This is a genomic window from Amycolatopsis granulosa, from assembly GCF_011758745.1.
Lineage (GTDB): Bacteria > Actinomycetota > Actinomycetes > Mycobacteriales > Pseudonocardiaceae > Amycolatopsis_E > Amycolatopsis_E granulosa.
Genome location: NZ_JAANOV010000001.1, coordinates 4,155,902 through 4,176,510 on the forward strand (window position 1 = coordinate 4,155,902; position 20,609 = coordinate 4,176,510).

23 protein-coding genes and 1 tRNA gene are annotated in these 20,609 nt (G+C 71.1%); 13 read left to right on the forward strand and 11 right to left on the reverse strand.

Annotation, left to right across the window (positions count from 1 at the left end; all coding sequences use genetic code 11):
* The first annotated feature begins 8 nt into the window (after positions 1 to 8).
* Positions 9 to 287: a GNAT family N-acetyltransferase gene (locus FHX45_RS20445; RefSeq protein WP_167104416.1), complete on the forward strand. Its 279-nt coding sequence runs from the start codon at positions 9 to 11 to the stop codon at positions 285 to 287.
* A 132-nt stretch (positions 288 to 419) separates the two neighbouring features.
* Here the strand turns inward: FHX45_RS20445 and FHX45_RS20450 are convergent, their stop codons facing one another.
* The 3 genes from FHX45_RS20450 to FHX45_RS20460 form a co-directional block, all read right to left on the reverse strand.
* Positions 420 to 818 carry a hypothetical protein gene (locus tag FHX45_RS20450; RefSeq protein ID WP_167104419.1) on the reverse strand — a complete coding sequence of 133 codons (399 nt, stop codon included), beginning with the start codon at positions 816 to 818 and terminating at the stop codon, positions 420 to 422.
* A 64-nt stretch (positions 819 to 882) separates the two neighbouring features.
* Positions 883 to 1,278: a hypothetical protein gene (locus FHX45_RS20455; protein WP_167104422.1), complete on the reverse strand. Its 396-nt coding sequence runs from the start codon at positions 1,276 to 1,278 to the stop codon at positions 883 to 885.
* Positions 1,279 to 1,327: 49 nt separating this feature from the next.
* Positions 1,328 to 1,747: a hypothetical protein gene (locus tag FHX45_RS20460; protein ID WP_167104425.1), complete on the reverse strand. Its 420-nt coding sequence runs from the start codon at positions 1,745 to 1,747 to the stop codon at positions 1,328 to 1,330.
* A gap of 148 nt (positions 1,748 to 1,895) precedes the next feature.
* On the opposite strand from FHX45_RS20460, the gene FHX45_RS20465 reads away from it, so the two are divergent.
* Both FHX45_RS20465 and FHX45_RS20470 read left to right on the forward strand, forming a co-directional pair.
* A complete protein-coding gene (locus tag FHX45_RS20465; RefSeq protein WP_341771546.1) occupies positions 1,896 to 2,864 on the forward strand; it encodes a hypothetical protein in 969 nt (322 codons plus the stop codon).
* A complete protein-coding gene (locus FHX45_RS20470; RefSeq protein WP_167104431.1) occupies positions 2,861 to 3,817 on the forward strand; it encodes a MazG family protein in 957 nt (318 codons plus the stop codon). The genes FHX45_RS20465 and FHX45_RS20470 overlap by 4 nt, the downstream gene beginning before the upstream one ends.
* Here FHX45_RS20470 and efeB read toward each other — a convergent pair.
* The 3 genes from efeB to efeU are packed head-to-tail and all read right to left on the reverse strand — an operon-like array spanning position 3,790 to position 7,000.
* Positions 3,790 to 5,037: an iron uptake transporter deferrochelatase/peroxidase subunit gene (gene efeB / locus FHX45_RS20475; protein WP_167104434.1), complete on the reverse strand. Its 1,248-nt coding sequence runs from the start codon at positions 5,035 to 5,037 to the stop codon at positions 3,790 to 3,792. The two genes, FHX45_RS20470 and efeB, sit on opposite strands and share 28 nt — an antisense overlap.
* On the reverse strand, positions 5,034 to 6,164 hold the full coding sequence (gene efeO / locus FHX45_RS20480) for an iron uptake system protein EfeO (protein ID WP_167104436.1): 1,131 nt from the start codon (positions 6,162 to 6,164) through the stop codon (positions 5,034 to 5,036). The genes efeB and efeO overlap by 4 nt, the downstream gene beginning before the upstream one ends.
* Complete coding sequence (gene efeU / locus FHX45_RS20485) at positions 6,161 to 7,000, reverse strand: iron uptake transporter permease EfeU (protein ID WP_167104439.1); 840 nt, start codon at positions 6,998 to 7,000, stop codon at positions 6,161 to 6,163. The genes efeO and efeU overlap by 4 nt, the downstream gene beginning before the upstream one ends.
* Positions 7,001 to 7,203: 203 nt before the next feature.
* On the opposite strand from efeU, the gene FHX45_RS20490 reads away from it, so the two are divergent.
* Entirely contained in the window at positions 7,204 to 7,875 is a 672-nt protein-coding gene (locus tag FHX45_RS20490) for a hypothetical protein (RefSeq protein ID WP_167104441.1), read from the forward strand.
* Positions 7,876 to 7,896: 21 nt separating this feature from the next.
* On the opposite strand, the gene FHX45_RS20495 is transcribed toward FHX45_RS20490, so the two are convergent.
* Positions 7,897 to 8,301 (reverse strand): tetratricopeptide repeat protein, encoded by a 405-nt coding sequence (locus FHX45_RS20495; RefSeq protein ID WP_167104444.1) that lies wholly within the window; start codon positions 8,299 to 8,301, stop codon positions 7,897 to 7,899.
* Between the two features lie 84 nt (positions 8,302 to 8,385).
* Between FHX45_RS20495 and FHX45_RS20500 the strand changes: the two genes are divergently transcribed.
* The 6 genes from FHX45_RS20500 to FHX45_RS20525 all read left to right on the forward strand — a co-directional run bounded on the left by FHX45_RS20500 (position 8,386) and on the right by FHX45_RS20525 (position 13,774).
* Positions 8,386 to 8,838, forward strand: coding sequence for a VOC family protein (locus FHX45_RS20500; RefSeq protein ID WP_167104447.1), 453 nt, complete (start codon positions 8,386 to 8,388; stop codon positions 8,836 to 8,838).
* Between the two features lie 78 nt (positions 8,839 to 8,916).
* A complete protein-coding gene (gene eno, locus FHX45_RS20505; protein ID WP_167104450.1) occupies positions 8,917 to 10,203 on the forward strand; it encodes a phosphopyruvate hydratase in 1,287 nt (428 codons plus the stop codon).
* 9 nt (positions 10,204 to 10,212) lie between these two features.
* On the forward strand, positions 10,213 to 10,755 hold the full coding sequence (locus FHX45_RS20510; RefSeq protein ID WP_167104453.1) for an FtsB family cell division protein: 543 nt from the start codon (positions 10,213 to 10,215) through the stop codon (positions 10,753 to 10,755).
* 27 nt (positions 10,756 to 10,782) lie between these two features.
* Positions 10,783 to 11,289, forward strand: a complete 507-nt coding sequence (locus tag FHX45_RS20515; RefSeq protein ID WP_167104456.1) for a DUF501 domain-containing protein — start codon at positions 10,783 to 10,785, stop codon at positions 11,287 to 11,289.
* 292 nt (positions 11,290 to 11,581) lie between these two features.
* Entirely contained in the window at positions 11,582 to 12,811 is a 1,230-nt protein-coding gene (locus FHX45_RS20520; RefSeq protein ID WP_341771547.1) for a lytic transglycosylase domain-containing protein, read from the forward strand.
* 9 nt (positions 12,812 to 12,820) lie between these two features.
* A complete protein-coding gene (locus FHX45_RS20525; protein WP_167104459.1) occupies positions 12,821 to 13,774 on the forward strand; it encodes a Ppx/GppA phosphatase family protein in 954 nt (317 codons plus the stop codon).
* A 318-nt stretch (positions 13,775 to 14,092) separates the two neighbouring features.
* On the opposite strand, the gene FHX45_RS20530 is transcribed toward FHX45_RS20525, so the two are convergent.
* Complete coding sequence (locus FHX45_RS20530; RefSeq protein WP_167104462.1) at positions 14,093 to 15,565, reverse strand: S10 family peptidase; 1,473 nt, start codon at positions 15,563 to 15,565, stop codon at positions 14,093 to 14,095.
* Here FHX45_RS20530 and FHX45_RS20535 point away from each other — a divergent pair.
* The 3 genes from FHX45_RS20535 (at position 15,564) to FHX45_RS20545 (ending at position 17,831) form a co-directional block, all read left to right on the forward strand.
* A complete protein-coding gene (locus tag FHX45_RS20535) occupies positions 15,564 to 16,304 on the forward strand; it encodes a uracil-DNA glycosylase (RefSeq protein ID WP_167104465.1) in 741 nt (246 codons plus the stop codon). The genes FHX45_RS20530 and FHX45_RS20535 overlap by 2 nt on opposite strands.
* Positions 16,305 to 16,389: 85 nt before the next feature.
* Entirely contained in the window at positions 16,390 to 17,715 is a 1,326-nt protein-coding gene (locus tag FHX45_RS20540) for an NAD(P)/FAD-dependent oxidoreductase (protein WP_167104468.1), read from the forward strand.
* 42 nt (positions 17,716 to 17,757) lie between these two features.
* Positions 17,758 to 17,831 (forward strand) — tRNA-Leu (locus FHX45_RS20545).
* 190 nt (positions 17,832 to 18,021) lie between these two features.
* On the opposite strand, the gene FHX45_RS20550 is transcribed toward FHX45_RS20545, so the two are convergent.
* The 3 genes from FHX45_RS20550 to FHX45_RS20560 all read right to left on the reverse strand — a co-directional run bounded on the left by FHX45_RS20550 (position 18,022) and on the right by FHX45_RS20560 (position 20,498).
* Positions 18,022 to 19,116 (reverse strand): DUF3592 domain-containing protein, encoded by a 1,095-nt coding sequence (locus FHX45_RS20550; protein WP_167104471.1) that lies wholly within the window; start codon positions 19,114 to 19,116, stop codon positions 18,022 to 18,024.
* A 273-nt stretch (positions 19,117 to 19,389) separates the two neighbouring features.
* Positions 19,390 to 19,719: a hypothetical protein gene (locus tag FHX45_RS20555; protein ID WP_167104475.1), complete on the reverse strand. Its 330-nt coding sequence runs from the start codon at positions 19,717 to 19,719 to the stop codon at positions 19,390 to 19,392.
* A 128-nt stretch (positions 19,720 to 19,847) separates the two neighbouring features.
* Positions 19,848 to 20,498 carry an ANTAR domain-containing protein gene (locus FHX45_RS20560; protein WP_167104478.1) on the reverse strand — a complete coding sequence of 217 codons (651 nt, stop codon included), beginning with the start codon at positions 20,496 to 20,498 and terminating at the stop codon, positions 19,848 to 19,850.
* Between the last annotated feature and the right edge of the window lie 111 nt (positions 20,499 to 20,609).

Below are 20,609 nucleotides of genomic sequence, written 5' to 3' on the forward strand. Positions count from 1 at the left end.
AGAAACCTGTGGTCACCCGCAACGACGAGAAGCACCGCTACGAGATCCACGTCGAGGGAAAGCTGGGCGGGTTCGCCGAGTACCGCGAGCGCGGTGACGACGTGATCTTCACCCACACCGAGGTCGACGACGCCTTTTCCGGGCAGGGCCTGGGTTCGCGCCTGGCGGCGGGCGCGATCGACGACGCGGTGCAGCGCGGCCGGACGATCGTGCCGCTGTGCCCGTTCATCGGGGCCTACCTGCGCAAGCACCCGGAGCACGACGCCAGCGTCCGGTGGCCGGACTGAGCCCGGAAACTCCCGGCCCCCGGTCAGCGGTGGTTGCAGAAGCTCGTGTGTGCCCCTCCGGGCAGCGAGTTGGCCGCGTGCGGTAGCCGGAAGGACGGTGAACTCCCGAACTTCCGGCCACCGACCGCGCGGTCAGCGGTTGTTGAGGAACTTCTGGTGGGTCAGGTTGTCGCGGCCTTCCCGGGTGCCGAAATAGAGGTGGATCTCTTTTCCTTCAGGAAGGTTGTACTTGCCGCCGTCCGGCTCCCAGTGCGTCGCGCAGCCCGTCGTGGACATGGTGTACACGGGCTTGGTCGCGTTCCCGACGTACACCTCCACGCGCGCAGCCCGGCCATCCTTCTTCACATCGCACAACGAAATGTTGTCCTTGTACCTGTTGACGTAGACCGTTGCGCCGCCGTCGTGCGAAGTCCAGACGTGGTCCCACCCCGCGGGGTCGGTGGTGGCGGCGGCCGTGCCGGTGATGGTCAGTGCCGATGCCGCGGTGACCGCGAATGTGGCCGCGGTGAGCATCGTCGTGCGGAGCTTCATGGTTCCTCCCCAGTGGTCACGATCGCGGCGAAAGTACCAGACCCGTCAGGCCACCGGCGCCGGTTCAGCGGGCGTTGAGGAAGCGGCCGAAGTGGTGCGGGCCGTTTCCGGTACCGAACTCGACCTCGATCTCCCGGCCTTCGACCAGGTCGTACACGCCCTTGTCCTTCTCGCTGCGCTCGGCGCAGCTCCCCAAGCCGCCCTTGGCCCACACGGTGTACTTCCACTGCCCCCCGAAGCCGACCTTCGCGTACACCGGTTGACCATCCGCCTTCGTGTCGCACACCTTGGTCACGTCCCCTTTTTCCTCGACGTAGACCGTTGCGTCGCCGCCGGCCCAGACGTGGTCCCAGCCACCGGGCGGGCTGGTGGTGGCTGCGGCTGTGCCGGTGATGGTCAGTGCCGATGCCGCGGTGACCGCGAGCGTGGCCGCGGTGAGCATGGTCTTGCGAAGTTTCATGGTTCCTCCCGGTGGGGCGTCCGCTGTGGTGCCGTCTACGAGCACGGCGTCAACGGCTGGTGAACACCGCCCCGGTGACGTTGTGGGACCCGGGTCCATTGCCGCTGAATTCCAGGAGGATGGTTCTCCCCTTGGGAAGGTTGTACTTCCCGCCCTGGGATGCGCTGTGCGTGACACACTTCCCCTTGTCGCCCTTCACGGTCACGGAGTACCTGGGATCGAACGACTTCTTGCCGATGTACACGTCCAGGGAAACCGGCTTGCCATTCGCGCTGATGTCGCACGCCTTGATCACGTCGTTGTATTCCTGGACGTAAATCCGTGCGGTGCGGTCGTGGGAGGTGAAGACGTGATTCCATGCGCCGCCCGACGGGTCGGTGGTGGCTGCGGCTGTGCCGGTGATGGTCAGTGCTGATGCCGCGGTGACCGCGAGCGTGGCCACGGTGAGCATTGTCTTGCGGAGCTTCATCGTTTCCCTCCGGTGAAAGCGATGCGGCTGAAGCTGGCGGACCCGAGACCAATCCCAAGAGGATCGTTCAACGATTTCGCGTTCCGCTTCCGCGAGAAGTCCCCTCAGGTGCGCCAGGTGTGAGAGGGTTAGGCCTGTGATGCGGATCATGGGTCGCTCCCGGTCGCTGCTCGCCGCGTTCGCCGCGTGCCTGGTGCTCGCCGGGTGCGGTTCCGGGCCGAGCCAGGTGGGTGCCGCCGTCCTCTTCGACGACCACCAGGTCACCGTCGACCAGGTGCAGGACCTGCTGGACAAGGCGGTGCGCGAGCAGCCGGCCGCCCAGCAGCTGGCCCAGCAGCACAAGCTGGACCTGGTCGGCCGGGAGATCGTGCGTCAGGTGGTGCTGCACGACGTGCTCGCCCGCGTCGCGCAGCGCGAGGGCCTGGTGCCCGACCAGCAGGTGCTGGAGCAGTTCCTCGCCGACGACCCGCTGGCCGAGCCGGTGTCCGGCTCCGGCGCCGACCCGTCACAGGTGGCGCCGCAGATCGTCAACCGGGTGCGCGACCACCGCGAGGTGATCATCGACAGCCTGCTGCTGCAGGCGCTCGGGCAGAAGTACTTCGACCGGATGAGCGTCACCTTCGACTACACCTCGGTGACCTCGGACGGCGGTGGTGACCGGCGCGCGAAGGCCATCGACAAGGCCGAGCAGATGGCGGCGAGCCCGGCCGCGGCCGCCGACGTCATCGGTGCCGACGCGGCCGCGGGGGAGCGGACCAGCGTCGGCGAGGTGGTGCCCGCCGCGCAGGCACCGGATCTGGCCACGCTCGTCCTGTTCGGTGTCCCGCCGGGCACGGTCGTGGCGTTCCAGCCCAGTCAGGAACAGCAGGTGTGGATCGTCGCGATCGTGCGCGCGCGCGACCTGAACGCGCCGTCCTCCGGTGCGCAGGCGGCGCAACCGTCGGCGGCTCAGCTCGCCGCGATCGGGCGGCGGCTGCTCCAGCCCGACGTCGGGCAGGCCGGCGTGCGCATCAATCCGCGCTACGGCGTGTGGGATCCTGTGGCCATGAACCTCGCCCCGAGCAGCGGCGAGACCACCGGGGCCGTCCTGCCGGTGAAGGGTGCCGCGCAGCCGTGACGGTCGTGCTCCTGCCGTATCCGGACGCCGGGATCCCGCCGGCCGCCGTGCCGTTCCTGCGCAGCGCCCAGGCGGTCTACGCGTCGGGCATCGACGGCGGGCTGGCCGATCTGCTGGGCGCGAAGCCCGCACCGGACGACCTGACCGCGGAACCCGGGCCGATCGTGCTGATCGCCGCGGACGAGACCGATCCCGCGGTGGTCGCCCTGGTGCGCGCCGGGTCGCGGGTGATCGCGCAGCCCGCCGGGTCGGGCCTGGTCGAGGCGGCGCGGGTGATGGACCGGTTGCGCTCGCCGGGCGGCTGCCCGTGGGACGCCGAGCAGACCCACGACTCGCTGCGGCAGTACCTCGTGGAGGAGACCTACGAACTGCTGGACGCGATCGAGGAGGGGGACCGCGCCGCGCTGCGCGAGGAGCTGGGCGACGTCCTGCTCCAGGTGCTCTTCCACGCCCGCGTCGCGGCCGAGGACGCCGGCGACCCGTTCGACATCGACGCGGTGGCGTCCGGGCTGGTGGCGAAGCTGGTCGGGCGGCACCCGCACGTGTTCACCGATGCCGAGCGCGTGCACACCGCCGCGCACCAGCAGGTGCGCTGGGAGGAGCTCAAGCAGGCCGAGAAACAACGCGAGTCCAGTGTGGACGGTGTGGCGCTGGGGCAGCCGGCGGTGGCGCTGGCCGGGAAACTCGGGCAGCGCACCGGCCGCGCCGGGGTGCCCGCGGACCTGTTCCCCGGCGGCGACACGGCCGCCGAGCAGGTGTTCCGGCTGGCCGCGCAGGCGCGCCGGGACGGGATTGATCCCGAGGGTGAGCTGCGCGCGGTGGCGAAGCGGTTCGCGGCGCAGGTGCGGGCGGCGGAGCGGTCGGCTCGTGCGGCTGGTCTTGATCCGGTGGTGATGGACGCCGGTGCCTGGCGGGCCCACTGGCCTCAGCCGAACAGCGGCTCGCCCCAGTAGCCGGTCTCGGTCACGCCCGGCGGCACCGCGAACAGGGCCGAGCCCGTGTGCTCGAGGTACTCCATCATCGCGTCCTTGGCCGCGAGCACCTTCTGCATCGGCACGAACTGGGTGCGCGGATCGCGGTTGAAGCAGATGAAGAACAACCCGGCCTCGAGGTGGCCGACCCCGTCGGACCCGTCCACGAAGTTGTAGCCCCGGCGCAGGATCCGGACGCCGTTCAGGTTCTCCGCGGACGCCAGCCGGATGTGGGCGTCGGCCGGGACCAGCGGTTCGCCGTTCGCCCCACCGACGTGCAGGTCGACCGGGTCGAACTCGGCCGACTGGCCCAGCGGCGCCCCGGTGCCCTTGGCACGGCCGACGACCTGTTCCTGCTCACGCAGCGGCGAGCGGTCCCACGTCTCGATGTGCATCCGGATGCGGCGGGCGACCAGGTAGCTGCCGCCGGTCATCCAGTCCGGGCCGTCGCCCGGCGCGACCCACACGTGCTGCGCCAGCGCGTCGGTGTCCTCGGCCTTGAGGTTGTTGGTGCCGTCCTTGAAGCCGAACAGGTTGCGTGGCGTCACCTGCGATCGCGAGGTCGACGCGCTGCGCCCGAACCCGAGCTGCGACCAGCGCACCTCGGTGGTGCCGAAGCCGATGCGCACCAGGTTGCGCACCGCGTGCACGGCCACCTGCGGGTCGTCGGCGCACGCCTGGATGCACAGGTCACCGCCGCTGCGGGCCGGGTCCAGGTTGTCCTTCGGGAACGCCGGCAGGTCGGCCAGCGCCGGCGGACGCCGGTCCGCGAGCCCGAACCGGTCGTCGAACAACGACGGCCCGAACCCGATCGTCAGCGTCAGCGACGCGGCGGGCAGGTCCAGCGCCTCACCGGTGTCCCCGGGCGGGGCCGCGGCCGAACCGCCGACCGCACCGTTGGGCACGACCTCCTGGCCGCCGGTCATCCGGCGTGCCGCGTCGGTCCACTTGCGCAGCAGCGACACCAGCTTCGCGCGGTCCTTCGTCGTCACGTCGAGCGCGGCGAAGTGCAGGTGTTCCTGCGTGGGCGTGACGATGCCGGCCTGGTGCTCGCCGTGGAACGGCACGAGGCCGGGCGCCGCGTGCGGCTCGGGAGCGGACAACGCGTGGTCCAGCCCGGCTCCGGCCGCCGCGCCGGCGCCGGCGAGGGCCACACCGGCACCCGCGAACCCCAGCAGACGGCGACGGGACACCTGGGTCATTGCGCGACGACCTCCGCGACCTTGCTCAGCGGCTCGCCCAGTGCGTCCACCGCGGAGGCGAACTGCCGGATCTGGTCCTGGGTGAGCTCGGTGTAGTACTTGAACCCGTCGCCGGAGCGCTGCGCGTCCAGCAGGGTCTGCACGTTCTTGACCTGGGTGTCCACTTCGGACACCAGCTGCGGGTCCCGTTCCTGCAGCACCGGGCGCAGCGACTGGATGGCAGCCTTCGAGCCGTCCAGGTTCGCCTGGAAGTCCCACAGATCGGTGTGCGAGAAGGTCTCCTCCTCGCCGGTGATCTTGCCGGTGGCGACCTCGTCGAGCAGGCCCTTGGCGCCGTTGGCCAGGTCGAGCGCGGACAGCTGGATCGTCTTCGCCTGGTTGACCAGGGTGGTCACGTCGGCGACCAGCTTGTCGGCGATCTGCCCGCTGTCGGGCTGCAGGCCGGTGGCCCACAGGTCCTTCTCCAGCCGGTGGAAACCGGTGAACTGCTGACCCTCCTCCAGGTCGGCCTCGCGGACGTCGATGGCCGGGTCCAGCTCGCCGAACTTCTCCGCGACCGGCTCGATGCGCTCGTAGTAGGTGCGGGTGGGCGCGTATCGCGCCTTGGCGTCGGCGACGTTGCCGGACTTGACCGCGTCGGCGAACTTCTGCGTCTCGGTCAGCAGGGCGTCGCTCTGGCTGGCCACGTATGTCGCGTAGCTCTTCGTCGCGTCGGCGAGCTGCGTGTTCGTGTCGGCCTGCCGGCTGGCGCCACCGGTCACGGTGAACGTGCCGCGGATGCCGTCGCCGCTCATGCCGGGCTTGCACGCGGTCTGGTAGGTCCCGGCGTCGGGCACCTCGATGGTCAGTTTGCGGGTCAGGCCGGGGGCGATGTTCTCGACCTCGCCCATGATTCGGTCACCCTGGGCGTAGAGGTAGAACTCGGTGACCTTGGTGCCCTTGTTCGTCACCTCGAACGACAGGTTCCCGGCGTTCGCGGTGGTCGCCGACACCGTGCACGCGGTGTCGGTGGCCTCGACGGTGATCGGGCCGCCGGCCGCTGCCTTCTGGTCGCCGCCGGAGCAGGCGGACAGCGCGAGCAGCGCGGCCGATCCCGCGACAACGAGGGGGGTCTTGCGCAAGGTCACTCCTTGGTACCGGCCACCACGGGGGTGGTCTTGGCAGCGGGCCGCCGCAGGAACAGCGGCAGCACGATCGCGACGTAGGCGACCCAGGCGATCGCCTGGAGCACCGTGGTCTGTTGCGAGTAGTTGAAGATGCCCTTGAGCAGCGCGCCGTACCACGAGGTCTCGGGGATGGCGGCGGACGCGTCGAAGGCGAGGGCGTGCAGGCCGGGCAGGAAGCCGGCTTCCTGCAGGTCGTGCAGGCCGTAGCCGAGCACACCGGCGGCGACGAACACGAGCAGCACGCCCGTGACGGTGAAGAACTTGCCCAGGTTGAACCGGATCGCCCCGCGGTAGAGGCCGTAGGCGAGGGCGATCGCGATGGCGATACCGACGGCGAACCCGATCAGCGGCTCCGTGGTACCGCCCTGCGCGGACTGCACCGCGGCGTAGAAGAAGACGGCGGTCTCCAGCCCCTCGCGGCCGACGGCGAGGAACGACAGGAGCAGGACCGCGAGCGGACCGATCGCGAGCGCGTGGTCCATCTTGCCGCGCAGCTCGGCGGCGATGCTCTTGGACGCCTTGCGCATCCAGAAGATCATCGCGGTGACGAACCCGACGGCCACGATCGACAGGCTGCCGCCGAGCAGCTCCTGCTGTTCGAACGACAGCTGGGCCGTGGTGAAGGTCAGGACCGCGCCGACGCCGACCGAGAGGACGACGGCCGCGGCGATGCCCGGCCACACCCAGCGCAGCGCCGAGCGCCGGTCGGTCCGGACGAGGAACGCGACCAGGATGCTCACGACCAGGGCGGCCTCCAGGCCCTCCCGGAGGCCGATGAGCAGGCTGGAGAACAACAACGGACGGCCTCCTTGGACGCATCGGACGGGACTAGGTTTAGGTAAGCCTTGCCTGAAAGTCCAGCCCGACCATCCTCGCTTGATCGGTGGAACCCGTCAAATCAGGCATCACGCTTCGTGTTTCCGCAGCTCAGGACGTGGTACGCGACTCCATAACAAAGTGGTGTGATCCGCCTGTCAGGAAGCCTGGATAACCTGTTCGGGTGGCAGAACCCACTCAGCCGGGGGACGCCCGGATCCGGCGCTTCTCGTCTCGGTTGCTCCTCGGGGCGGCGGTGACCGGCACCGGGCTGGTGCTCATCCTGACCATCGGTGTGACAGGTCCCGGGGAGGCCCCGCGGCCGGCCGTCTCCCAGCCCGCCGTGGCCACGGGGACACTGGAACCACCGCCCGGCGCGACCGCTCCACGCCCCGCCAGGCTCGCGCCGCCGGACCGGCCGCGTGAGTCGGACCGCAAGGCGCTCGACGCGTGGTCGACCGAAGTGGCCGGGGCGACCGGGCTGCCGCCGCGAGTGCTCGCCGGCTACGGCCGGGCGGAGATGTGGATGCGCGGGGAGTGGCCGGGATGCCACCTGTCCTGGGCCACGCTCGCCGCGATCGGCGAGGCGTCCGCGGTCGGCGACGGCCCGCTGCGGGTGCCGGAGGAGACCTGGAAGCAGTGGTCGGCGCGCGCCACCGGCGACGGCAGGCAACCGGACCCCGCGGACATCGACGACACGGCGCTGACCACGGCCCGCTCGCTGTGCTCGACGGGCGCCGACCTGGCGACCGCCCCCGGCTGGTGGGCCGCGATCACCGGCGCACCAGCCCTCGCCCCCGCAGCCCGGCACGTCTTCGACATCGCCACCAGCCTCGCCGGCGCCGCCCCGCGCTAGCGCACGGCACGAGCCGGGCGATCAGCTCTCCTGCAACCGAACCCGGGCCTTGACCTCGGACAACGCGTCCTGGTACTCGGGAACCGGGTTCATCGCCCAGGCCATGCGCAGCTGTCCCAGCGCTTCGACCAGCCGGCCCAGCCGTTGCAGCGTGCGGCCCAGCACGAAGCGGGCGTAGTGGTCGGACGGATCGAGTTCCAGCACCCGCGTCAACGCCTGCTCGGCGCGGTTGAGCTGGGCGGAGTGGAAGTAGGCGCGCCCGGCGAGCAGCTGGACGCTGGGCTTGTCCGGTTCGCTGTCCAGCACCGGCTGCAGCGCCTTGAGGGCGTCCAGCGGACGCCGCTTCTCGACGAGATCCTCCGCCTCGCGAAACGCGTGCAGCGGGTGCCGGCCTGCTGGTCCCCGCGGGGTTTCTGCCTCATCCATCTTCTGATCGACGTTACCCCCGGTGCGCCCGTTTCGGCAGGGGCGATCAGGGTGGTCGCGGGCGGCATGATGCACTAACCGGTCATGAGCGAAGAACCGCGGTATCTCGGACTCTCGCCCTACCTGTACTACACCGACGCCACGGAGGCGCTGGATTGGCTGGTGCGCGTGTTCGGCTTCACGGAGAAGGTCCGGTACGTGGACGCGTCCGGCCACGTCTTCCAGGCCGTGGTGGCCGCCGGTGACGCCGAGATCGTGCTCGCCGCGGTCGGCGCCGACTACTGGGAGACCAAGGGCGTCGACCGGCCGGTCGGGCAGCTCAACGTCGTGTACGTGCCCGACGCCGACGCGCAGTACGAGCACGTGTGCACGGCCCTGGGGGAGGGGTGCGACGTACCGCCGCCACAGGACCAGCCCTACGGTGCGCGGGTGTTCACGGTGCTGGACTGCGGGGGCAACAGCTGGACGTTCTGGCAGCAGATCTCCGACACCGCCGACCTGCCGTCGGGGTGGCAGGAGGTCCGCGCCGGCCAGTGACGCGTGCCTCCACCGGGTGAACGGCGAAGGCCGCTACGCTGGTCGCGTCTTCGCTGGACAAACCGATGAGGAGCAGGTGTGGCGGTCATTGAGCAGGTAGGCGCGCGCGAGATCCTGGACTCGCGTGGCAACCCGACCGTTGAGGTGGAGGTGGCTCTCGACGACGGCACGCTGGCGCGGGCCGCCGTTCCCTCGGGCGCGTCCACCGGCGAGCACGAAGCCGTCGAGCTGCGCGACGGTGACCCGAAGCGCTACAACGGCAAGGGCGTCGAGCGCGCGGTCGCCGCGGTGCTCGACGAGATCGGTCCCGAGCTGACCGGGGTCGACGCCGTGGACCAGCGGATCGTCGACCAGAAGCTGGTCGACCTGGACGGCACCCCGGACAAGTCGCGGCTCGGTGCCAACGCCCTGCTCGGTGTTTCGCTGGCCGTCGCGAAGGCCGCCGCCGAGTCGGCCGAGCTGGAGCTGTTCCGCTACCTGGGCGGGCCGAACGCGCACGTGCTGCCGGTACCGATGATGAACATCCTCAACGGTGGCGCGCACGCCGACACCGACGTGGACATCCAGGAGTTCATGATCGCCCCGATCGGCGCGGAGTCCTTCCGCGAGGCGCTGCGCTGGGGCACGGAGGTCTACCACTCGCTCAAGTCGGTGCTCAAGGCCCGCGGCCTGGCCACCGGTCTGGGTGACGAGGGCGGGTTCGCGCCGAACCTGTCCAGCAACCGCGAGGCGCTGGACCTGATCACCACGGCGATCGAGAAGGCCGGGTACGCCCCGGGCCGCGACATCGCGCTGGCCCTGGACGTCGCCGCCACGGAGTTCTTCTCGGCCGGCTCCTACACGTTCGAGGGGAGCAAGCGGACCGCCGAGCAGCTGGCGGCCTACTACCAGGAGCTGGTGGAGGCGTACCCGCTGGTGTCGATCGAGGACCCGCTGTCCGAGGACGACTGGGACGGCTGGGTGGCGCTCACCCAGCAGATCGGCGAGCGGGTCCAGCTCGTCGGGGACGACCTGTTCGTCACCAACCCGGACCGGCTGGAGGACGGCATCAACCGCGGCGCGGCGAACGCGCTGCTGGTGAAGGTCAACCAGATCGGCACGCTGTCGGAGACCCTGGACGCGATCGCCCTGGCCACCTCCAGCGGCTACAAGTCGATGATGAGCCACCGCTCGGGCGAAACCGAGGACACCACGATCGCCGACCTCGCGGTCGCGACCGGTGTCGGCCAGATCAAGACCGGTGCCCCGGCCCGCAGCGAGCGCGTCGCGAAGTACAACCAGCTGCTGCGCATCGAGGAGGCCCTCGGTGACGCCGCCCGCTACGCCGGTGAGCTGGCCTTCCCGCGGTTCTCGACGGAGAGCTGACCGGGGTAGATGACGCAACGCGGAACCCAGCGCGCGCGGCGCCCCCGCCGCACGGAGGGCTCACCGGCCCGACGTGCGGAGGGGGCGCCCGCGCGCCGTCCGCAACTCGCCCGGCGGGTGGCCGCCGGGAAGGCGCGGCTGCGGCGCGGTCCGGGCGGCCAGGGCGCCGCCGCGGCGCGCGTGCTCGGCATGTCCACCACCCGCCGGGCCGCGGTGCTCGCGATCGTGGTGTGCGCGCTGGCGTTCACCGTTGCCGTGCCGTTGCGCACCTATCTGGCGCAGCGGGCCGAGGTCGCCGAGCAGGAGCAGCGGCAGGCGGAGCTGAAGCACGACGTTGCGCTGCTGGAGCAACGCAAGGCGGCGGTGTCGGATCCGGCGCAGGTCGAGGCGGAGGCCCGGCGGCGGCTGCGGTACGTCATGCCGGGCGAGACGCCCTACGTCGTGCAGCTGCCGGAGGACGCGCCGAAGCCGCAGGAGGCGGCGAAGCCCGATCCGGTGGTCTCCGGCGGCGCGGCGTGGTACCAGCAGTTGTGGAGCACCGTCGGCGGCTGACCTGGTGGCGCTTGCGACAATGGCGCGGTGAGCAAGACGGACCTGCCCTCGTTCGAACCGGTCACCGAGGCCGACCGGATCATCATCTCCGAGCAGCTCGGCCGTCCCGCGCGTGCGCTGCGGGCGGTCGCGGCGCGCTGTCCGAGCGGGCACCCGTCCGTCGTGCAGACCAACCCGCGGCTGGAGAACGGCACCCCGTTCCCGACCCTGTACTACCTGACCTGCCCGCGGCTGACTTCGCTGGTCGGGCGCCTCGAGGCGTCCGGGATCATGAAGGAGATGACCGACCGGCTGGCGGTGGACGAGGAGCTGGCCGCGGCCTACCGCCGTGCGCACGAGTCGTACCTGGCGCAGCGGGACGCCCTCGAGCCGCTCGGACACCAGGTGACCGCCGGCGGCATGCCCGGACGGGTGAAGTGCCTGCACGTGCATCTCGCGCACACCCTCGCGATGGGGCCGGGCGTCAACCCGTTCGGCGACGAAACCCTCGAACTGCTCAAACCCGATTGGCCCAGCGGCGACTGCGCCGCCTGACGCGCGCGGCAACCGCCACGACCCGGCCAACACGCCGCCCCGAGCGGCAAACACGCGGCAGCCGCGTGTTTGCCCGTCCGCGCGCCGTGTTCGCTGTTGCGGGCGGCGTGTTGGGCTCAGGCGCGAAGCCGAGCTGAGCCGAAATGCCGTGCGGGGCACCCACATCGGCGACACAGCGAACTATCGGCTAACACTTCCGCCCCAACCCAGCGATACCACCTCTCGGTAACACGGGCTTCACACCGCGCGGTTCAGCATCGGGTGTGACGCCCGCTCGGGGAGGGAAGTGGATGTGCGCCGGACTCGTCTGAAGGCCACCAACCGCAAGGCGCGCAGAGCCGGGCTGGCCAACAAGGCCACGCTCGCCGCGATGGGCGGGGTGCTCGCCCTGCTCCCGGCCGGGCTGGCCGGGAGCGGCACCCAGACCTGGACCAGCACCGCGCCGGCCGAGCAGAACCGCCCGGCCGGCCTCGTGCAGGGCGTGCCACCGGAGATGCTCCAGATCAGCGTCGACGGCCAGCTCCCGCAGCCGCCGCAGCCGGTGCCGCCCGAGGCGCTGCCCTCCGGCCCGCTCGGCATCCCCGGCAGCGCGCTGAAGGCGTACCGCAACGCCGCCGACCTGATGCGGCCCGAGCGCCCGGGTTGCCACCTGGACTGGGCGCTCGTCGCGAGCATCGGCCGCATCGAGTCCAACCACGCGCGCGGCGGCTACGTCGACGCGAAGGGGAACACGCGCGAGCCGATCCTCGGCCCGGAGCTCAACGGCGTCGGCCCGGTGGCCGCGATCCGGGACACCGACCACGGCCGCTGGGACCACGACACCGTGTGGGACCGCGCGGTCGGGCCCACCCAGTTCATCCCCAGCACCTGGGCCTTCTACGGCGCGGACGGCAACCACGACCGCGTCGCCGACCCGAACAACATCTACGACGCCACTTTCGCGACCGCGGGCTACCTGTGCTCGGGTGGTCTGGACCTGGGGAACCCGGCCCAGTTGCGCGCCGCGATCTACCGCTACAACAACTCCGATGCCTATGTGGAAACGGTGATCCGCTGGGCCGAGGCGTACCGCAGTGGCGTCGCCCCGCTGCCGGACAGCAAGGTGCCGGTCGGCGCCCCGAGCGTCCCGGCGGCCCCGGCGGCCCCGGTCGCGCCGCCGCCACCGCCGACGGTCCTCGCCGCGCCCCCGGCGGCCACGACGCCGTTGCCGTCGCAGCCACCGGCGCGGTCGGACGGCAGCAGCGCCCCCACGACGACCACGACCCCCTCGACCAGCCCCACCACACCGGGCACCACAACGACGACGACCACCACACCGGCGACCACGACGACCACACCGACCACCACCACGACGACCACCACCACGACCGTGCCGCCGGCGTGTGCGACCGCCACCACGCCGACGTCCACGACGACCACTACTACGACCACACCCACCTCGCCGTCGCCGTCGCCGTGCGAGCCTCCGGTCACCGGCCCGGCGACCTCCACCACGGGATCGCCGACCGGGCACACCCCGTAGGGTGGGCGCATGCCCCGTGTTGCCGCGATCGACTGTGGAACCAACTCCATCCGCCTGCTGGTGGCCGAGCTGACCGAGCGTCACGACGGCACCGTCGACCTGCGTGACCTGCATCGGGAGATGCGGGTCGTGCGGCTCGGGCAGGGCGTGGACGCGACCGGCCGGCTCGCCCCGGAGGCGCTGGAGCGCACCCGCGCCGCGCTGGCCGACTACACCATCGCCGCCCGGCGCAAGGGTGTGGAGAGGGTGCGCATGGTCGCCACCTCGGCGACGCGCGACGCGAGCAACCGCGACGAGTTCTTCGCGATGACCCGCGAGGTGCTCGGCGCCGAGGCCGAGGTGATCAGCGGCGACGAGGAGGCCCGGTTGTCGTTCACCGGCGCGGTCGGTGAGCAGGACCCGGACGACGGCCCGTTCCTGGTGGTCGACGTCGGCGGCGGCTCCACCGAGCTGGTACTGGGCGACTGGGACGGCCGGCGCGCGTCGGTGACGGCGGCCAAGTCGGTGGACGTGGGCTGCGTGCGGATCACCGAGCGCGCCCTGAAGTCGGATCCGCCCACCTCGAACGAGATCGTCGCCGCACGCGAGTTCGCCACCGGTGTGCTGGCGGAGGCGTTCGACGCGGTGGACGTGTCGAAGGCCCGCACGTGGATCGGCGTGGCCGGCACCGTCACCACGTTGTCCGCGGTGGCCCAGGAGCTGCCGCGGTACGACTCCGAACGTACCCACCTGTCGCGCCTGACGCCCGCCGACATCACACGCGTGTCCGGGCAGCTGCTGGAGGCCGACCACACCGCGCGTGCCGCGAACCCGGTGATCCATCCCGGCCGGGTCGACGTGATCGGCGGTGGCGGGCTGATCGTGCAGATCCTCGCCGAGCAGATCGGCCTGCGCGGCGGCCCCGCCGAGCTGGTGGTCAGCGAGCACGACATCCTCGACGGCATCGCGCTCTCGCTCGCCTGAGCTGCGGGTTCGCCGATTATGCCGGCCGCCCGCGCCCTCGCGCGCCGCTGCGGTTCCCGCCCGATCGGGTGACCCGGGGAACCCCGCCCCTGTGTCGGCGCGACCCGCACTTCGGACGGCGCACGGCCGGCCAGGTCAACGGGAGGTAGCTGTGAACGCGGAGACGCCGGGCAACTGCAACTGCGGCAACTGCTGTGACTGCGGCGGTGAGTACGGCCGCAACTGACGCCGCCGGCGGACGGGGTGCCCACCGGGCACCCCGTCCGCCCCTGCTTCCCACCGCGCCGGTCGTTTCTCCGCGGCGAACGGAACCGGCGTCTACCGGTTCGAACTGGAGCGGACGAACTCCGCCAGGTCCGTGGACTGCTGCACCCGGGACGGTTCGTGCACGTACATCATGTGCCCGGCCTCGTAGTAGGCCGACTCGATGTTGCTGCGCAGGTCGTCCGGGATCTGCAGGTGCGCCAGCACGTGTTCGGCCGCGTAGTACGGCGTCGCGCCGTCGTAGTAGCCGAGGGCGACGTGCACCTTCAGGTGCGGATTGGCGCGCATCGCCGCGCTGAGCGCCTCCACCGCCGACACCGCGCGGCCCTCGAACTCGGAGTACGACCAGTTGCGCACCACGTCCATGGACAGGACCTCGTACGGCAGGTCGTTCTGGTAGCCGAGCTCCGAGCGCACGTAGTGGTTGAAGCCGGCTGAGTAGGCGCCGATGATCCGGGACACCGACGCGTCGTCGCTCATCAGTTCGCGGCCGCCGTCCGGCTCCCAGGTGGTGAACCGGCCGTCCATCCGGCCGGTGGTCAGGCCGCGGTCCCGCAACAGCTCGGTGAAGAACCGCACGTGCTCGATGCGCAGGCCAACACGGTCCACATAGGACTCCTCGAGCCCGGTCAGCGACGCCAGCTTCCGCACCGTCGCCGCCTTCTCCTCCGGCGTCAGCCGCGCGCCCCGGTGCAGCGCCCACGGCAGCTCGCGCGCGGCGAACTCCTCGGCTTCGGCCAGCACGTCCGCCAGCTTCCGCTTGCCGTGCTTGCCGTGGTAGTGCGCGATCGCGGCGTAGGTCGGCACGAACAGCGGGTACGGCTGGTCGTTGCCCTCGGTGAACCGGATCGTGCCCATGTCCAGCACGCTCGAGATCAGCATCAGGCCGTTGAGGTAGAACCCGTGCCGCTCCTGCAGGTGACCGGCCAGCGCGGCCGCGCGCAGCGTGCCGTACGACTCGCCGGCCAGGTACTTGGGCGATAGCCAGCGGCCGTTGCGGGACGTCCACAGCCGGATGATCTCCGCGACCGCCTCCACGTCCGCGGTGAACCCGTGGAAGTCCTTGGGGCTCTCGCCCTTCTTCGGCCGCGAGTAGCCGGTCGACACCGGGTCGATGAACACCAGGTCGCTGTGCACCAGCAGCGTCTCGGGGTTGTCGACCACGCGGTAGGGCGGCGGCTCGGGCGAGTCGACGTCACCGGACACCACCCGGCGCGGCCCGAGCACGCCCATGTGCAGCCACACGCTGGCCGAGCCCGGCCCGCCGTTGAACGCGAACGTCACCGGCCGGGAACCCGGCTCCGCGCCGTCGAGCGTGTAGGAGGTGAGGAACACCTCGGCCTTGGCGGTGTGGCCGTCGAACTTGCCCTCGGTGTGCACCTCCTTGCGCAGCACGATCCGGCCGGTCTGGGCGGTGTAGGCCAGCTTGCGGCGCTTGACGGTGAGCGTGTGCTGCGTGGTGACGAGGTCGTCGCTCGGTTCGGGCGCGGCCTCGGTCTTCGTCTCCTCTTCGGGGGTTTCCGGCATGGTCGTCAACCTAGCGGAGCACACTGACGGCGTGCCCCGACCGAAGCCCCGCGCCCTGACCGAACTCGACGCCGCGGTCGCCGGATGCCGCCGATGCCCGCGCCTGGTCGCGTGGCGGGAGGAGGTCGCCGCGACCAAACGCGCCGCGTTCGCGGACTGGACCTACTGGGGGCGGCCGGTGCCCGGGTTCGGCCCGGCGGACGCGTCGCTGGCGATCGTCGGGCTGGCGCCGGCCGCCCACGGCGCCAACCGGACCGGCCGGATGTTCACCGGCGACCGCTCCGGGGACTTCCTCTACCAGGCCCTCTACGACATCGGGCTGGCGTCGCAGCCGACGTCGACGCACCTCGGCGACGGCCTCGAGCTGCGCGGGGTGCGGATCACGGCGCCGGTCAAGTGCGCTCCGCCGGCCAACAAGCCACTGCCGTCGGAGCGGGACAACTGCCGGCCCTGGCTGGTGCGGGAGTTCGAGCTGTTACTTCCGACACTCCGCGCGGTGGTCGTGCTCGGCGCGTTCGGCTGGCAGGCGCTGCTGCCGGTCCTCGCCCAGACCTGGCCGGTGCCCAGACCGGCGCCGAAGTTCGGCCACGGCGCGCACTTCGTCCTGCCGGGAACCCCGGATCTCCACCTTTTTGGGTCATTTCACGTCTCGCAGCAAAACACTTTCACCGGACGCCTCACGCCGGCGATGCTGCGCGACGTGCTGAGCCGCGCGGCCGCGGTGGCGGGACTCCTCTGAATCGTTTCGCCCTGGACCGGCGACCCCCGTCACAGGTGACGAGGGTCTACGCGCGGTCCGGCGGTGGGGGTGGGAAGATGGGTGCATGGCCGCAGCGAAGTCGGAACCGACTCGGATCCTCATTCTGGGTGGTGGGTACGTCGGGCTTTACACCGCGTTGGGACTCCAGAAGAAGCTCCGCGCCAACGAAGCCTCCGTGACGATCGTCGACCCTCAGCCGCACATGACCTATCAGCCGTTCCTGCCGGAAGCGGCGGCTGGGGCCATCGAACCGCGCCACGTCGTGGTGCCGCTGCGGCGAGTGCTCAAGCGCTGCCACGTGCTCACGGCGCGTGTGAACAAGATCGAGCACGAGCGCAAGACCGTCACCGTGGAGGCCGCCGACGGCCACATCGAGCAGCTGAACTACGACGTGCTCGTGGTCGCGCTCGGCGCCGTCCCGCGGCTGCTGCCGATCCCCGGCCTCGCCGAGGAGGGCATCGGCATCAAGACCATCGGTGAGGCCATCTACCTGCGTAACCACGTGCTGACCAAGCTCGACCAGGCCGCCAGCACCCTCGACCCCGAGCTGCGCAAGCGCCTGCTGACGTTCACCGTCGTCGGTGGCGGGTTCGCCGGTATCGAGGCGCTCGCCGAGCTCGAGGACATGAGCCGCTTCGCGACGCGGTACTACGAGAACATCGCGCCGGAGGACATCCGGTGGGTGCTCGTCGAGGCCGCCGGCCGGATCCTGCCCGAGGTCCGCGAGACGCTCGGCGTGTGGACGGTCGAGCAGCTGGAGAAGCGCGGCATCGAGGTGTACCTGTCGACGGCGGCGAAGTCGTTCGAGAACGGGCACGTGGTGCTCTCCGACGGCACCGAGTTCGACAGCGACACGATCATCTGGACCGCCGGTGTGAAGGCCAACCCGGTGCTGGCCAACTCGGACCTGCCGATCGACAAGCGCGGCCGGGTCGAGGCGACCGCCGCGCTGCAGGTCGTCGGTCACCCGGACGTCTGGACCGCCGGTGACAACGCGGCCGTCCCGGACCTCTCACGCACCGAGTCCGACCCGACAGCCACCTGCCCGCCGAACGCGCAGCACGCCGTCCGGCAGGCGCGGCACCTGGCGAACAACATCATCAAGGTGCTGCGCGGCGGCCAGCCGACGGACTACTTCCACAAGAACCTCGGCGCGGTGGCCGGCCTGGGCCTGCACAAGGGTGTCGCCGACGCGCTGAACATGAAGATCAAGGGCTTCCCGGCCTGGCTGTTCCACCGCGGCTACCACCTCAAGGCGATGCCCACCTTCAACCGCAAGGTGCGCATCCTGCTGGACTGGATGCTCGGCGGTCTGTTCCGCCGCGAGGTCGTGTCGCTGGGGCAGATCAACAACCCGAAGGAAGAGTTCACGCGGGCGTCGAAGTCCTGACCTCCGCTGGGGACGCGGGCACCGTTCGCTTAGGCTGGCGGTGCCCCCGTAGCCCAACCGGCAGAGGCAGTCGACTTAAAATCGATTCAGTGCGGGTTCGAACCCCGTCGGGGGCACCGAATCGCAGGTCAGCGGGTTGAGGTAGGGATCTCATGATCACTTCTACTCCACTTTCGGTTGACCCTCACAAGATGACCTCGAGCGCAGCGGCGTGCTCCGGTGACACGGCACCCCGGCCCATGTACACGTCCTGCGTCATCGACGGCTTCGCATGGCCGAGCTCCCAGGCGCCGAGCGACGGGCACCTCACCTGACTGCCCGGCGGCGCCGGGAGGAGCGGCGGCGGGGGCGCGGAGGCGGACGCAGCCGGTCTTCCGCCCGCACCGGGACCAGGTACGGGCGCTTGCCGTAGTCCCGCTCGACCAGCATGACCATCGGCCAGGCCTCGCCGCCGATCCAGGCTCGGCGCGGCTCGCCGGCGACGCGGGTGGCCCGGCGGATCGACACCACGCCGCCCAGTTCCAGGGTGCTCCGGTCCGGGTAGGTCACGAAGATCCGTCCGACATCGTCGACCACGACCGAGGCCGGGTGCCAGCCGGTGCGCCGCACCGCCGCGTACCGCCGGAGCCAGCTCACCGAGGCCGCCCCGGCGATCAGGACACCGATCAGCCCGACCGGGAACGGCACGCCGCCCAGCCACGTCTCGAAGTCGGTGGGGTTCTCGTCCTCGGGTGTGCGGACCCTCGCGGGATCCGCGGGATCGTAGATGACGGTGACGGGGTCGCCCACCGCGAACTGCTTCCGGTGCTCGAGCTTGATCCTGGCGGTCCGGGACGTTTCGCCGAGCGGGTAGCAGACGTAGATCGCCCAGAGGCCCCTGTGCGGTGTGTACGTTCCGACCACCGTGCCGGTGACCCTCGTGCCGTGGTCGAGCCGGTCCTGCGAGTCCCGCGTGAGCTGGCCGATCGCCACCCAGCCGATGACCAACGGCACGAGGAAGATCACGGCTATCGCGGCGTTCCGCGCAGCGACCAGCAGGACGTGCGTCGTCTGCGGGCCCATGGTGGGATCGGCGGGAGTGGACGGCAGCCACTTCACCGGTTCCACGGCCGGGCGGCCGGCCGCCCAGGCCGCCGCGAGTCGCCGCCGCCGGTCTCGTGCCCGCTGGTGCCAGTAGCGAGCCCGCATCCCGATGACGACAGCGAGCGCGCCGACCAACACGTCGATAGCCGTAAAGACGCCCAGGTCGCGCGACACACCGCCCTCGACCACCTCGGCGATCGCGCCGGCGACGAACACGCACACCACGGCGGAGACGAGCGTGCAAGCGGCGAGGAACCAGTTCCTGGTGCGCCGGAATCTTCGTACGTCGTCGTCCTGGCCGGGGTCGCCTAGATCCACAACTTCGACATTACCGCGTTTTCACAGCTGAAGTGCCACGTCAGCGGCGGCGACAGTCCGCCTACCAGGTCGGACATGGGGTTCACCGGCCAACCCACCGCCCCGCAGGAGCGAACACGGCGCGACGTGCGGCGAACACGCCGGTGCGGGCGGCGTGTTGGCCGCTCCGCTGGCGGGAACGCAGCCGCTGGCGCGCCGGGCATCCCCTGCGCGGGCGAGGCCGAACGGAGGCGCCGCCGCAGGGTCACGACCGCGACGGCGCCTCCCGGTCGCTCAGTCCCCGCCTTCCTGCCGCCGGTGGTGGCGTCCGCCGGGGCTGAGGTGGTGGCGCCACCGCGCCGGCCGGTTCGTCTCGTGGCGGTTGCCGGCCCGGGAACCGCTGCCCAGGACGTCTCCGGCGGCGACCAGGTGCTCCGCGCCGTCCGCGTCGGTTATCGGCACGAGCACCCCCGCCTTCGCATCCGTCCGGCACTTCCCGGACACCACACCCACGCGCACGGTCACCTTGTCCGGCCCGTCGTCGTGGCGGTCGAGGTACATCAGCCGTTCCCCGACCGGGAAGGAGTCCGCCTGCAGCTGGTGGTCGTGGGACGTGGTCGCCATCCGGTGCTCCCCTCGCATTTCGTTCCAACAGCGGGTTCCGCCGGGGTCCGGAGCGGGTGGTCCGCCGCCTGCTTGCCTCCTGGCGACGACGACCCGATGCTAACCGGCAACTGTGCGGAACACGACCCTCAGTTCCGCGGGAACCGCACCGGATCACCGCCGTCGACGATCGCCCGCGCGAGGTCGGCAACGCGCTGGTTGTGGTCGCGTGCGTACCGTCGCAGGCCCTCGAACGCCGTGTGCACACCGATCTTGTACCGCTCGGCGAGCATGCCCTTGGCCTGCTCGATGACGATCCGGCTGTCCAGTGCCGTCCGCAGCTGCTGCAGATCCCGTTGCTGGATCAGGCGAAGCGCCGCGGCGCGCGCGAGCGGACGTGCGGCGCGCCCGGCGTCGCCACCGGGGTCGAACAGGCACAGTGCCCCGAACAGGTCACCGCCCACCGCGATCGGCACGGTGTGTACCGAGGAGTAACCGGCTTCCGCGCAGGCGGCGGAGAACCGCGGCCACGGCCCGCTACCCGGTGATCCACTGTGGAGGCACTCCGCGGCGGGACCGTCGCCGTGCTCGAGCTGGAACCGCACGAGCGCGGGGCCATTTCCCGTACCGGCAACGGTTTCCGGCCGGTCCCCGGGAAAACGCAGCAGCACGCCGGCGTCCCGCGCCGGCGCGAGGACGACCGAGTGCGCGGCGAGATCCCGCGCGAACCGGTTCGAGTCGAAGCCGTCCGCCTCGTGAGCCAGCAGTTCGAGCAGGGCGTCGGTCAGTTCGGTGCCCATCGGGTCACCCTCCCGTGTCCCGGAGCGATACCCGCGCCGAGCGCGCCGAGAACTAGGCCGAACGGGTGAACCACGATGGGTCGTTGATCCACTCTCCACCGTGCTCGACCA